Below are 13,914 nucleotides of genomic sequence, written 5' to 3' on the forward strand. Positions count from 1 at the left end.
TTTGCCTAACCATGTTGCGCTTTATATTTCTAATAAAGATGATAAGCATAAACTTATTCAACGCATTACATTAAACAACTTTATAGATGATTTTTCTACTTTAAAAGGTGCTGTATTTTCAAAGGAAACTTTAGATAAGCTCATAGATAAAGAAGTGCGTCATGGTAATTTCAATGTTATTACTAGCACAAAAAACAGCTTATTAAACTCATCCGAAGGCGAACGCAAAAGGGCGTTATTGAAACACCTTGTTTCTCAAAATCCAGAATATATTTTAGTCGATAATGTTTTTGGCAATTTAGATATAAATGCCCAAAAAGATATTAAAAACACATTAACACATTTAAGCCAAAATATACCCGTAATACAAATTACTAATAGAAAAAGGGATATATTGCCTTTTATAAATCGGTTTTATAAATTAGAAAATAACAATCCTGTTTTGTGTAAAAAAGCAGATGTTTTAGTAGAAGATAAAACAAAAGATTTTGTACTAAGTTTACCTAAACCTTACAATCTAAATAATTATCAATATGATTCTCTTGTCAAGTTCAATAATGTTACAGTAAATTATGGCAACAGAACCATTGTAAATGGTATTAACTGGGAAATTAAACCAGGTGAATTTTGGCAATTAACAGGCCCAAATGGATCAGGAAAAAGTACCCTTTTAAGCCTTATTTCTGGCGATAACGCAAAAGCATATAACCAAGATATTATGCTATTTGGTGTTAAAAAAGGAAGTGGGGAAAGTGTTTGGGACATAAAAAGAAAAATTGGCTATTTTTCTTCTGAATATTTACGAGGTTTTGAACGTTTACAAGCTATTGAGAAAATGATTATTTCAGGCTTTTTCGATTCTATTGGGCTTTATAAAATCCCAAATGAACGGCAAATAGCATTAGCGCATCAATGGTTAAAAGTATTAAATATGTTTGATATAAAAGATAAGTCTTTTTTAAGCTTATCTGTTGGTCATCAACGTTTAGTTTTAATTGCCAGAGCTATGGTAAAACATCCACCCTTACTTATTTTAGACGAACCCACCAATGGATTGGATGATTATGATGCTGCGTTATTTTCTAAATTAGTTAACAAAATAGCTTCAGAGAGTAATACAGCCATTTTATACGTGTCGCACCGAGAAGAAAAAGGTTTACTAAAACCTGATTTTATTTATCAATTGCAACCGCAAAAAACTGGATCAATAGGTAGATCAATTAAAACTTCTTAATATTTTAGCAATACTTATTTGTAAATCATACTTTTGATATTATATCATTTACAAATATATTTGTTTAAATAATTATCAATGCCGTTTTTTAATAATCCCATAAAACCTACACAAGCAAAAATTGTTTTATCAATTTTTATGGGCATTGCTTTTGCGGTTATTTTCTTTGTTAGTTTTAATTATATTGATGTAAATACAGATTTAAGAAGCATTTCTTTATTACTCGCTATTTTAATGGTTGTGCTAGTTGGCATTGCATTCCACTTTTTTAAGAATCAATATTCAAACGAGTTGGAAGTCGAAAATTTAAATAACCTCATAAAAGACATTAAACAAAATTTAAACGAAGCTTTAGATACTGCTGATTATAAGTCAATTTATTTGGCAAATATGAGTCATGAGATTAGAACACCTTTAAACACTGTATTAGGCATGCTAAATATGCTAAAGCAGACTAATTTAGATGCCGACCAAAAAGCACAAGTTGAAATTGCCGATTATTCTTCTGAGCATTTATTGCAATTGGTTAACATGATTCTTAATAATTCTAGGGTAGATGATGGCGAAATAGAATTAAATTTAGTAGCAGTAAATTTAAAATCTGATTTATCTAGATTATTTAAAATTTTTGAATATCAAGCTTGGGAAAAAGGCTTAGAATTAGAGTTTAAGTTTTTGTTTGAAGAAAAAAACAAGTTTTATGTTTTAGGCGATTCAGCTAGAATTCAACAAGTACTTATAAACTTAATTAACAACGCTATTAAGTTTACTAATAACGGGAAAATAACAATAATTGTTGACCAAACCGTTGGTATTGATGACGATCAAATCGTTACTTTTTACATTAAAGATACGGGTATAGGTATGCGTTCTTACGAAGTTAAAAGAATTCTTGAATCATCAGGAAAATTAGATACTTCTGAATTTAAAGATTATAGAGGAGGCGGATACGGACTTTCTATTTCCAGAGATTTAGTGAAACTAATGGGAGGAGAGCTTAAAATTGAAAGTAAAGAAAATAAGGGCACAACATTTTACTTTAGCTTACAACTAAAAAAGACATTAAATATTGAAGCAGCAAGCTCAGAAATTAAACCTATACTGCTCAATAAATTTAATGTATTGGTTGCTGAAGATAATAGAATGAATCAGAAAGTGATTAAGTTTTTATTAGAACAACAGGGAGCAGATTGTACCTTTGCTAAAAACGGACTTGAAGCAGTCGAACTGTATAAAATTCTGGATTTTGATATGGTATTTATGGATATTTATATGCCAGATTTAGATGGTTATCAAGCTACTGAAAAAATTAAAAGAAGCAGAAAGTATGCAAAACAGAAGACACCTATAATTGCTGTATCTGCAAGTGCTTTTGATGAAGATATTGAGAATGCAAAAATAGCTGGTATTGACGATTTTCTAGCAAAACCTATTGAGGTAGAAAAGCTAAAAGAGTTACTCACTAAATATGCCTCGGTTGATGAACCAGCTTAGTTATTTTACAGCTATCATACTAATTTCAACATTTACATCTTTTGGTAATCTGGCAACTTCTACCGTTTCGCGTGCTGGTGCATTTACATCATCAAAATAGCTTCCGTATACCTCGTTTATTTGCCCAAAATTATCCATGTCGCTAATAAATATTGAAGACTTTATAACATTATCAAAAGTCATATTAGCAGCCTTAAGAACCGCTTTCATATTTTCCATGACTTGTTTAGTTTCGGTTTTAATATCGTCTAAAACAAGCACTCCTGTTTCAGGACTAAATGCAATTTGCCCTGATGTATACAGTGTGTTTCCGCTTAAAACAGCTTGATTATATGGGCCAATGGGAGCTGGTGCGTTTGGTGTGGTTATAATTTTTTTCATAGAATTAATATTTTTTTCATTTCCTCGAAGTAGGGGATCTCATTATTGTTTGTTTCTCTTTTTGCGAAATCTTTGGGTTTATGGATTCAATGGCATTTATATACATAAAGGACAATAGACTTAATATTGACCAAGTTAATTAAATAAAGAGTAATTATAAAATCAAGTTTACTTAAATAAAAAACTCTCCAAATGGAGAGTTTAAAAATACTCATTAATAAGGATCGCCTGGTGGTGGTGGTGGTTCTTTACATGGTGCATCAATTGTAACAAAATGATTAAAGCCACAATTTCCTCCTGAATTTTGGATATAATAAAACCCCATTAAATTACCGCATTCATTAGTATATTCATAGATTGTAGTCACGACCTCTTCACAAGATTCAAATAGCTTTGATGTATTTTCAGAAGAAGAAGTTGACATGAATAAAAATATACTACAACAAAAAAATAATAATTTTAAATGTCTCATTATGAAAATGGTTTAAATTAATAATGATGCTAAAATAAGAATATTATCATGAAATATGAAATATAAATCAACAAATCAAGTAAATAATACCCTATAAATTTATAAACTCTATAAACAGCAACAATAAACCTTGCCAAGAGGCTTCCATTCCTAAACCAAAACAAAAGGAATAAGTAGTTGATTTACTGCGATAGTTTAATTAGACCTTGAATGCTCAGCAAGATGCTCAACTTAAAGTTACTGAATTAGTAGCAATTGAAAAGAGAGTTAAATGAATTGTATACTTCATTAAAAAAGAGTTATTCTAGGATAGATTAAATTTCTATTTGTGGTAAGTACTACATAGATGCCAATTCATCATTATAAAAATATAAACAATGAATAAATCGAAAAATATATTATTAATTTCCTTAAAGTCGTTGATCGGGTTGTCTACGTTTTTCGTATTTAAGATCTTTTAGAATACTAGATTTAATTCCTATAAAGAAATTCCATGATTTATAAGGGCCAAATGGTGTCCAACTAAAATCCATTTTCCAACTTAATAAATCGCGCCCAAACCGCAGTTGTGTAGGTGTAAAACCTTGCCTTTTTAAGTCGTAACCAGAAGATGCGCCAACAGACCATTTAGGCGATAATTCTATATTACCAGAAAACATAAGTGAGTGCGACGATATTTCATTCTGCCTCGTAGCATTGGCGTAATTTACGGCATACGCTAAACGTAAATCCCAAGGTATTTTGAAGTTATAAAAAACACTGGGCTCTTCATCTTTATTTTTATCATCATCTTTATTAGGTTTAGAAAAATCTTCGGAAACTCCAAATAAATCATCATCTCGTCCGCCGCCTCTTAAGTTTTCTTGTCTCGCACGACCTTTATCTTGGTTGGCATCACCGTCTTTTTTGCCACCACCAGAAAGTGAATAACTCATGGTCATGTTTGCACTAGTTAATCTAAAAAGACTGCCGCCATTATTAATATTAAATTTATTAATTCGTCTATTATTGTTATCTAAGGCATACGGATCTAATGTAGCACCAAAATTAACACTTAACTTATTATCAAATAATTGCGTACCACCACTCATTCTCACTGGACTCCATTGTAACGAATCTCCAGCAAAATTATAAGATGTTGAAAAGTTTAGGTTGTTAAGCAGTATAACTTTTTTAGGCTCGGTGGCTGTACTGTCTTTATCGCGTACTTTGGCTTCAAAATTATTGGCAATAGAAATTCCCATGGAGCTGGAAAAGTTTTTCCCAGGAACTCCAAAAAGGCCTTGTTCAAAGCGAGAGTATTCTAAACGTCTATCATTTTGAAGAATTTCTAAATCGCCAGCGGTTAAACCATCGGCATTAATAACTTCGGCAGTTTCATAATATTTATCAAAAGCAGGGTTAATATTATAACTAATAGACGGACGAATAACATGGCGAATAGCATGTATTTTTGGATTCTCTCCATCTTTTTTAAAGTTAAACATCCCATAAACTGTAGTTCCTAAACTGGTGCTAAAACTATAGGTTCTAAAAGCGTCAAAACCGTTTACCGTTTCAGTTGTAAGATCATCAGTCAAATTATCATAAACCTTATTAATGGTTTTAAAAGTCCACACTTCATTAAAATTTGCAGACGTACTTAAACTAAAATGTTTAAATACTTTAAAATTTGTACTTATAGGAATGGAATGTTGAAAACCAGCTTTCGCATCATCAAACATTTCCTTTTTAAAGAATAAAGAATCTGTAGTTTGAATTCTGTTTTCCCCTCGAACACTATATTGAAAATTTATATTTTGAATGATGCCCTTTTTTGATCCATTTTTAGGAGCAAAAGGAAATATTCTACTCACGTTTCCTTGAAATGTAGGAAGCGTCATATTAATTTGCTCGGTATTTGTATTTTGAGAATGTGTTGCTGTAACACTATAGTTTACAGAGGGTTCGCCTTCAAATGTTTTGGAGTAAGAAACTGATGATGATAATGTATTGTTATATCTATTAGCTAAATTTACTTGATTAGTAGATGTTCGATAATAATTACTACTACCTAAGTTTACTGATGCCGAAAATTTCGAGCTTGGATTTGCTTTACTATCTTGACTGTGCGACCAACGCAAATTATACACAGTAGATTTTCCGTAATCTGGAAAACCACGCTCGCTAGTTATCAAGTTTTCGTATCGGAACCCAACGTTACCTCTAAACTTGTAACGTTTTGAATAGGTGTTTTCTAAGCGAAATCCGTAACTGCCGTTAGTATAATAATCGCCTAAAACCGCTAAATCTACATAATCGTTTATGGCAAAATAATAACCACCGTTTTGTAAAAAATAACCACGATCGTTTTGTTCTCCGAAGCTAGGTATTAAAACGCCAGAAGTTTGTTTTTCAGATTGCGGAAAAAAACCAAAAGGCAAACCAATAGGTGTGGGTACATCGTAAATAAAAAGATTTGCCAAACCGGTTACAATTTTTTTACCAGGAACTACTTTAGCTTTTCTTAATAAAATATAATATTCTGGATCTTCTAAATCTTCAGCAGTGGTGTATTTTCCTCTGTGTATAAAATAAACCGAATCGTTTTCTTTTTTTGTTATTTGGGCAATAACAGTACCACCAGATTGTTCTGTTTTAGAATTGTAAATAAGGGCTTTTTCAGATTTGGTATTAAAAACAATCGAATCTGGTTCAACCACATTACTACCTTGAGTAAATACAGGCGCTTGAGAATAGACTCCAACAGAATCTAAAATACCTTTAGCATAAACGGTGTTGGTGCTATAATCTATAACAATGCTACCAGACTTAATATTAATATCACCATAATCTATTTCTGCATTATTATATAGATATAGTTTTTGCTTTTTTTGATTGAAAGAAGTGTAATCAGTTGCTCTATATTTTACAATATGCTCTAATAATTCTTTTTTGGGTTTAATGGAATCTGTAGAAGTGGAGTCTTGCGCTTTTTCAGATGGCCTCTCAGGTTTTATAAGATCTTTAGCATTAATAACTACACTATCTTTAACAGTTGGTTTAATAACCTTGTCCTGTTTTTTTTGAATATCTTGAGCGAAGCTAAACGTGTTAATAAACACTGTAAAACTTAATGCAAAAAGTATTTTAAAGTTGTTTGTACGCAACGCTTTTAAATGTATTTTTGTAAAAGTATGGCTCGGTTTTTGAATTGCCAAAATTACATATATTTTTCTGTGATAATTTATTATTCAACGGAAAAATTTAAAATTAAATATTTACTCAATGTGATTGAGTAATAAACCGAAATTTTACGCGTTAAAAACACTTATGCAAACGAACAAATTATTAGTTTTCGTATCTTTTATAATAGTATTAACATTTTCATCTTTTATAAATGTTGATAATAATCAAACTAACAATAAATTTGTTGTGGTTTTAGATGCAGGTCATGGTGGAAAAGATCCTGGAAATTTAGGTAATGGTTATAAAGAGAAAGATATAGCTTTAAAAGTTGTTTTAGCCATAGGAAAAGAACTTGAAAAAGATCCAAATATTAAAGTAATTTACACACGTAAAACAGATGTACTTGTCGATTTATTTGTTAGAGGAAAAATAGCTAATAAAGCCAATGCAGATTTGTTTGTTTCGGTACATTGCGATTCACATACTAGTCAAGCTTATGGTGCAGGCACCTTTGTTTTAGGAACACATAGAAATCAAACAAATTTTGAGGTTGCTAAAAAAGAGAATTCAGCAATTTTTCATGAAGAAGATCACGAAAAAAACTATGGTGGTTTCGATCCTAATTCTCCTGAATCTGTTATTAGTATAATGTTAGGGCAAGAAGAATATTTAGATCAAAGTATACATCTAGCAAGCTTAATACAAAAGAATTTTGCTAATAAATTAAAAAGAAAAAACCGAAATGTAAAGCAAGCAGGTTTTATTGTATTGCATCAAACCGTTATGCCTAGTGTGTTGGTTGAGCTTGGGTTTTTAACTAATAAAAAAGAAGGAGCGTATTTAAATTCTAAAAAAGGACAAAGAGAAATGGCTTTGTCTATTAAAGATGCCATCTTAGAATATAAAAAAGCTTTGTATTTAAACGTAAGTGACCTAGCGTATATCGATGACTTACCAGAAACAACAAAACATTCTAAAGAAACCTACGCAGACATTATTTTTAAAGTACAAATTGCGGCAAGCTCCAAAGCTTTAGAAACAAAACCATATAACTTTAAAGGTTTAAACAATGTTTCTAGAGACAAAGAAAATAATTTATATAAATATTATTACGGAGAAACTTCAAATTATAATACCATAAAAAAACTAGAAGAAGAGGCTAAAGCTACTGGTTTTAAAACAGGTTATATAGTAGCATTTAAAGACGGTAAAAAAATATCTTTAACCGAAGCTTTAAAAACAACTGCTAATTAGATTCATTCTTTTTAAATTTATCTTAAATTTGTTTAACTAAACATATTTATTTTGAAATGAGTATAACTAAAAAATAACACTTAGTTATTTGGTTTTTATGCGAATTACATCTTACTTAAATATAGCAATAACAGTTTTAGATGAATATATCAAAAGAAGTTAAAACATCAATATTAGTTCTATCAGGAATTGTCCTATTTATTTTCGGATTCAATTACTTAAAAGGTCAAAATTTACTCGATTCTTCTCGTACATTTTATGCTGTTTATGATAATGTTGAAGGCTTAACAGCATCAACACCAGTTACCATTAATGGTTTAATTGTGGGTAAAGTTATTAGTATAGGTTTTAAAGATGATGTCTCAGGAAAATTACAAGTAAAACTTTTAGTTGATAGCGATTTTCAGTTTTCAAAAAACAGTAGGGCAGAACTGTATGAAACAGGTTTAATAGGAGGTAAAGCTGTTGCCATTGTTCCTGCAAATGATAATGCAGAAAATGCTAAAAGCGATTCGTATTTACAAGGCTCTGTTAAGGCAGGGTTAAGTGAATTGGTAAATCAGAAACTAACACCATTGCAAGGTAAAATTGAAAATATGATGGTTAGTGCTGATAGCTTGCTAAACAATTTAAACCAAGTTTTTGATGCACAAACCAAAGCAAACCTTAAAAAAAGCATAGCTAGTTTAAGTTCTACAATAGATTCATTTAAGAGCACATCATTATCTCTAAATCATACCATTAAAAATAATCAAGGTAAAATTGATAGCGTATTAACTAATGCGGAAAAACTAACTGGAGATTTAGCAAAAATAACAAATACGATTTCAGAATCAGACCTCAAGAAAACTATATCTAATTTAGAAACAACACTTCAAAACTTCGATAAAATTATTGCTAATTTAGAAAAAGGAGAAGGCTCAATGGGTAAATTACTTAAAGATGATGCGCTATATGAAAACTTAGAAGGTGCAACATTACAGTTAGAGCAGTTGTTAGAAGATATGAAACTAAACCCAAAACGTTATGTGCATTTTTCTTTATTTGGAAAAAAAGCAAAGCAATATGATGCCGAGGGCAATGAAATCAAACAGAAAGATTAACGCATATAAAATATGAATTACATATCGAACGTGCTTTTTACAATACTGCTTATAATAGGTGTTGGTTATTTTACAAGAAATGTTAAGAAATTAATTCGAAACATTAAACTTGGGCAAGATGTAGATGTTAGCGATAATAAATCGCAACGCTGGAAAAATATGGCTATGATTGCCTTAGGACAAAGCAAAATGGTACGTCGTCCTATTGCAGGTTTTTTACACGCTGTCGTTTACGTTGGGTTTATAATCATCAATATTGAAGTTTTAGAAATCATTATCGATGGTATATTTGGTACGCACAGAATCGGTTTAAAAGTTTTACCAGAGTCGGTTTATGGCTTTTTAATAGGCGCTTTTGAAGTATTAGGTGTTTTAGTATTTATATCCGTTACTATATTTTGGGTTCGTAGAAACATTATAAAACTAGCTCGTTTTTGGAAAAGCGAAATGACGAGTTGGCCAAAAAACGATGGTAATTTTATTCTATATTTCGAAATGGTATTGATGACTTTATTTTTAGTTATGAACGCTACCGACTTGAATTTTCAAGCTATGAATTCAGGTAATATTATCAGCCAATTTATAGCACCTTGGTTTAGCAGCTTGCCAGAAGGCACTATTCATTTTATAGAAAGAGCTGCTTGGTGGTTACATATTGTTGGCATTTTAATATTCTTAAATTACTTATATTTTTCAAAGCACCTGCATATTTTATTAGCGTTCCCAAATACGTATTATGGGAAATTAACTCCAAAGGGGCAATTAAATAATCTTGAAGCGGTTACCAAAGAGGTGAAATTAATGATGGATCCAGATGCCGATCCTTATGCAGTACCTGAGGACGATGGTGAAGCACCTGCAAAATTTGGTGCAAGCGATGTGCAAGATTTAAGTTGGGTGCAGCTATTAAACGCTTATACCTGTACAGAATGCGGACGATGCACTAGCGAATGTCCCGCCAATCAAACAGGTAAAAAGCTATCGCCTCGAAAAATCATGATGGACACGCGAGATCGTTTAGAAGAAGTTGGTAAAAACATTGATACGAATAAAGGCAAATTTAAACCAGACGAAAAACAGCTTTTAGATAATTATATTACGCGCGAAGAACTTTGGGCATGTACATCGTGTAATGCATGTACAGAAGCTTGTCCGGTAAGCATCGACCCATTATCAATCATTTTAGACATGCGTCGTTATTTGGTTATGGAGCAATCAGCAGCCCCAGTCGAGCTTAATAACATGATGACCAATATAGAAAACAATGGCGCACCATGGCCATACAATCAAATGGATCGATTAAACTGGAAAAACGAATAAATAAATAATTTGGCGTTACCCTAAAAAGGGTCGGGCTTTCGGCAGTCGCTTTTTTTGAAAAAACAAAAAAGAGCTCCAACAAATGCCTCAATCCCTAACGCAACACAAATCACGTTAAACAATGAGCGAATTACTAAAAGTACCAACCATGGCAGAATACATGGCTCAAGGAAAACAACCCGAAGTATTATTTTGGGTAGGCTGTGCAGGTAGTTTTGACGATAGAGCAAAAAAAATAACAAAAGCTTTTGTAAAACTTTTAAACAAAGCTAATGTAGAATTTGCCGTATTAGGAACTGAAGAAAGTTGCACTGGCGATCCAGCAAAACGTTCTGGAAACGAATTTTTATTTCAAATGCAAGCCGTAACAAACATTGAAGTTTTAAACGCTTACGAAGTAAAAAAAATAGTAACTGCTTGTCCACATTGTTTTAATACTATAAAAAATGAATACCCAGAATTGGGCGGAAATTATGAGGTAATGCATCATACTACGTTTTTAAAAACATTGCTTGACGAAGGTCGATTAACCATAGAAGGTGGAAAATTTAAAGGCAAGCGCATTACATTTCACGATCCCTGTTATTTAGGTCGCGCCAATAATGTTTATGAAGCACCACGAGAACTCATTCAAAAATTAGAGGCAGAATTAGTTGAAATGAAAAACTGCCGTCGCAACGGTTTATGCTGTGGAGCAGGAGGAGCACAAATGTTTAAAGAACCTGAAAAAGGCGATAAAGATGTTAATTTAGAGCGTACCGAACAAGCTTTAGATGTAAAACCAGAAATTATAGCAGCAGGTTGTCCATTTTGTAATACGATGATGACTGATGGTGTAAAAGCTAAAGAAAAAGAAGCAGACGTTGAAGTTCTGGATATTGCTGAACTTATTGCTAATGCCCAAGATTTATAAATTTTTGTCATTCCTTCGTAGGGAGGAATCCAATACTTAAATTATTAAATAAAATTGTCATGCTGAGTGTAATCGAAGCATCTCACAAACGATATTAAATAAATGCTAGTAGAATTTAATACATTACCAGAAGAATCACGTGTTTGGATTTACCAAGCAAACCGTTCGTTTACCGAACAAGAGATAGAAGAAATTCAATCTAAATTAAATATTTTTATTGAAAACTGGACGGCTCATGGAAGTGATTTACAAGCAGGTTATACTATAAAATATAAGCGATTTATTGTATTAGGTTTAAACCAAGATTTGAATAAAGCTACAGGTTGTTCTATAGATGCTTCAGTTCATTTTATTCAACAATTAGAAAAAGATTATAATGTCGATTTAATGGATAAAATGAATGTATCTTACAAGCAAGGTGAATATGTTGCGTACAAAACACTCACAGATTTTAGAAAAATGGCAAAAGACAAAGCGGTTTCTAAAAACACTATTGTATTCAATAATTTAGTTAATAATATAGCTGAGTTTAAAGAGAATTGGGAAGTTCCAGCAAGTGAGAGTTGGCATAGTCGATTTGTAAAATAGTTTATTCAGTTTACAATGAAACACATTTTATTTTACCTTTTAACTATAACATCAATACTCAGTTGCAAAACAGACAGCTTTTCTGAAACTGAAAGATATTTTATAACAGATAAGGATGTTTATGAAACAAATGACAATTTTGAATTAACCGTTATTATAGTTCCTAAAAATGAAGAAAAAATAATTAGATTTTATAAGACTTTTTCTAATTTAAGAATCTACTTTTCTATAATAAATAAACAAAAGGGAATTTATAGTGAAAACAATATGCAGTTAAAAAAGTACTTTGTTGAAGGACCAAGTATTTTTGGAAATGATGAGCAATATATTGCTGAACATGTAATATCAAAACAAAACCCATTTAAAAAAACGTTTATTGGAAAAATATCTGAATTAAAAAACAAAATCATAATCGAAATACCAGAATTGAATATAAGGAAAAGCTTTGATAAATCTAAATTTGGTGAGTATTCAGAGATAAGCATCCAAGGCTATTGTACGCCAATTAATGCAAAAAATGGCGCTTTTGAAGAGTTTTTCATTCCAAAAGATATTAAAATACTAATAGAATAAAAAAGTAACTATTTTTTAGTTTTATCTTCTCATCATTATCATTCTGTCTTTTTATTTATGATTTGATTATCTGATTATCAAAAATTAAGATAACCACGTATTATAAGCTAAAAAAACTTTCATATATCAAATAGAATAATGATTTTTACGTCATTCAAGGCAAAAATAAAATTATGGCTAACGAGATTATCTTATTAAATATTTCGGGACAAGATAAACCAGGATTAACATCTAGTTTAACATCAGTTTTAGCACAATATGGTGCTAAAGTGTTAGATATTGGTCAGGCAAATATTCATGATACATTGTCTTTAGGAATACTGTTTGAAATTCAATCTAAGAAAAAATCTGCTGCAGTTTTAAAAGACTTACTTTTTAAGGCTTATGAGTTAGGTATTACCGCTAAATTTACTCCAATCTCGCTAGAAGATTATGAAAAATGGGTGAGTCTTCAAGGTAAAGATCGATATATTGTTACTATTTTAGGAGAAAAACTAGCTGCCGAACAAATATCTGAAGTTACTAAAGTAATTTCAGAAAAAAACTTGAATATAGATTCTATAAAAAGGCTTACAGGGCGACTTTCGCTTGTTGAAGAAGCAGAATACCCTAGAGCTTCTATACAATTATCTATTAGAGGTGAAATTGATAATAAAAACGAGTTTACTGAAAAATTCATGCAAATTTCACACGATTTAGATGTTGATATTGCATTTCAAGAAGATAATATTTATAGAAGAAATAGGCGCTTAGTTTGTTTTGATATGGATTCTACACTTATTCAAACAGAAGTTATTGATGAATTAGCAGAATTAGCAGGAGTAGGAGAAGAGGTAAAAGCTATTACAGAATCTGCAATGAATGGAGAAATAGATTTTAACGAAAGTTTTAAAAGGCGTATGAAGCTTTTAAAAGGATTGAGTGAAGATGTATTGCATGATGTTGCTATTAATCTGCCAATAACAAAAGGCGCACGACGACTTATTGATACTCTTAAAAGCTACGGATTTAAAACTGCTATTTTATCTGGAGGGTTTTCATATTTTGGGCATTATTTACAAAAAGAATTAGGTATAGATTATGTATATGCTAACCAATTAGAAATTAAAGATGGCGTTTTAACTGGTGGTTATCTTGGGGATATTGTTGATGGTAATAAAAAAGCAGAATACCTTAAAGAAATTGCAAAGAAAGAGGGTATAGATATAAGCCAAACTATTGCAGTTGGAGATGGTGCAAACGATTTACAAATGCTTAATCTAGCCGGCTTAGGCATTGCTTTTCATGCTAAACCAAAAGTTAAAGATAATGCGCAAAGTGCTATATCCAGTATAGGGTTAGATGGTGTGTTGTATTTGTTAGGATATCATGACAGGCATATTGATTTAATTGAGTAGTTCATTGTTTAGAAAAT

Annotated in this window: 12 protein-coding genes; 9 read left to right on the forward strand and 3 right to left on the reverse strand. The window is 31.2% G+C overall.

The window, feature by feature from the left end; genetic code table 11:
• Position 1 precedes the first annotated feature (1 nt).
• Both RG22_RS14710 and RG22_RS14715 read left to right on the forward strand, forming a co-directional pair.
• Positions 2 to 1,234, forward strand: a complete 1,233-nt coding sequence (locus tag RG22_RS14710) for an ATP-binding cassette domain-containing protein (RefSeq protein WP_052143763.1) — start codon at positions 2 to 4, stop codon at positions 1,232 to 1,234.
• 78 nt (positions 1,235 to 1,312) lie between these two features.
• On the forward strand, positions 1,313 to 2,728 hold the full coding sequence (locus tag RG22_RS14715; protein ID WP_052143764.1) for a response regulator: 1,416 nt from the start codon (positions 1,313 to 1,315) through the stop codon (positions 2,726 to 2,728).
• Here RG22_RS14715 and RG22_RS14720 read toward each other — a convergent pair whose 3' ends face one another.
• The 3 genes from RG22_RS14720 to RG22_RS14730 form a co-directional block, all read right to left on the reverse strand.
• A complete protein-coding gene (locus RG22_RS14720) occupies positions 2,729 to 3,109 on the reverse strand; it encodes a RidA family protein (protein ID WP_034044641.1) in 381 nt (126 codons plus the stop codon).
• Between the two features lie 214 nt (positions 3,110 to 3,323).
• Entirely contained in the window at positions 3,324 to 3,533 is a 210-nt protein-coding gene (locus RG22_RS14725; RefSeq protein ID WP_034044643.1) for a hypothetical protein, read from the reverse strand.
• 458 nt (positions 3,534 to 3,991) lie between these two features.
• Entirely contained in the window at positions 3,992 to 6,781 is a 2,790-nt protein-coding gene (locus RG22_RS14730; protein WP_034044645.1) for a putative LPS assembly protein LptD, read from the reverse strand.
• A gap of 112 nt (positions 6,782 to 6,893) precedes the next feature.
• Between RG22_RS14730 and RG22_RS14735 the strand changes: the two genes are divergently transcribed.
• The 7 genes from RG22_RS14735 to serB all read left to right on the forward strand — a co-directional run bounded on the left by RG22_RS14735 (position 6,894) and on the right by serB (position 13,897).
• Positions 6,894 to 8,003 (forward strand): N-acetylmuramoyl-L-alanine amidase family protein, encoded by a 1,110-nt coding sequence (locus RG22_RS14735; RefSeq protein WP_034044647.1) that lies wholly within the window; start codon positions 6,894 to 6,896, stop codon positions 8,001 to 8,003.
• Between the two features lie 140 nt (positions 8,004 to 8,143).
• Positions 8,144 to 9,106, forward strand: coding sequence for an MlaD family protein (locus RG22_RS14740; protein WP_034044649.1), 963 nt, complete (start codon positions 8,144 to 8,146; stop codon positions 9,104 to 9,106).
• A 12-nt stretch (positions 9,107 to 9,118) separates the two neighbouring features.
• Entirely contained in the window at positions 9,119 to 10,426 is a 1,308-nt protein-coding gene (locus RG22_RS14745) for a 4Fe-4S dicluster domain-containing protein (protein WP_034044651.1), read from the forward strand.
• Positions 10,427 to 10,547: 121 nt separating this feature from the next.
• Entirely contained in the window at positions 10,548 to 11,339 is a 792-nt protein-coding gene (locus RG22_RS14750) for a (Fe-S)-binding protein (RefSeq protein WP_034044652.1), read from the forward strand.
• A 102-nt stretch (positions 11,340 to 11,441) separates the two neighbouring features.
• Positions 11,442 to 11,927, forward strand: coding sequence for a hypothetical protein (locus RG22_RS14755; RefSeq protein ID WP_034044653.1), 486 nt, complete (start codon positions 11,442 to 11,444; stop codon positions 11,925 to 11,927).
• A 15-nt stretch (positions 11,928 to 11,942) separates the two neighbouring features.
• A complete protein-coding gene (locus tag RG22_RS14760; protein ID WP_034044654.1) occupies positions 11,943 to 12,500 on the forward strand; it encodes a hypothetical protein in 558 nt (185 codons plus the stop codon).
• A 173-nt stretch (positions 12,501 to 12,673) separates the two neighbouring features.
• Positions 12,674 to 13,897, forward strand: a complete 1,224-nt coding sequence (serB, locus tag RG22_RS14765) for a phosphoserine phosphatase SerB (RefSeq protein ID WP_034044656.1) — start codon at positions 12,674 to 12,676, stop codon at positions 13,895 to 13,897.
• The last annotated feature ends 17 nt before the right edge of the window (positions 13,898 to 13,914 follow it).

This window comes from Wocania ichthyoenteri Th78 (genome assembly GCF_000789235.1).
Taxonomy (GTDB): domain Bacteria; phylum Bacteroidota; class Bacteroidia; order Flavobacteriales; family Flavobacteriaceae; genus Wocania_A; species Wocania_A ichthyoenteri.

Coding starts and splice junctions, on each gene's coding strand:
- RG22_RS14760 (WP_034044654.1), top strand. CDS start 11,943: ATGAAACACATTTTATTTTACCTTTTAACTATAACATCAATACTCAGT.
- RG22_RS14715 (WP_052143764.1), top strand. CDS start 1,313: ATGCCGTTTTTTAATAATCCCATAAAACCTACACAAGCAAAAATTGTT.
- RG22_RS14755 (WP_034044653.1), top strand. CDS start 11,442: ATGCTAGTAGAATTTAATACATTACCAGAAGAATCACGTGTTTGGATT.
- RG22_RS14720 (WP_034044641.1), bottom strand. CDS start 3,109: ATGAAAAAAATTATAACCACACCAAACGCACCAGCTCCCATTGGCCCA.
- RG22_RS14725 (WP_034044643.1), bottom strand. CDS start 3,533: ATGTCAACTTCTTCTTCTGAAAATACATCAAAGCTATTTGAATCTTGT.
- RG22_RS14745 (WP_034044651.1), top strand. CDS start 9,119: ATGAATTACATATCGAACGTGCTTTTTACAATACTGCTTATAATAGGT.
- RG22_RS14750 (WP_034044652.1), top strand. CDS start 10,548: ATGAGCGAATTACTAAAAGTACCAACCATGGCAGAATACATGGCTCAA.
- RG22_RS14740 (WP_034044649.1), top strand. CDS start 8,144: ATGAATATATCAAAAGAAGTTAAAACATCAATATTAGTTCTATCAGGA.
- RG22_RS14735 (WP_034044647.1), top strand. CDS start 6,894: ATGCAAACGAACAAATTATTAGTTTTCGTATCTTTTATAATAGTATTA.
- serB (WP_034044656.1), top strand. CDS start 12,674: ATGGCTAACGAGATTATCTTATTAAATATTTCGGGACAAGATAAACCA.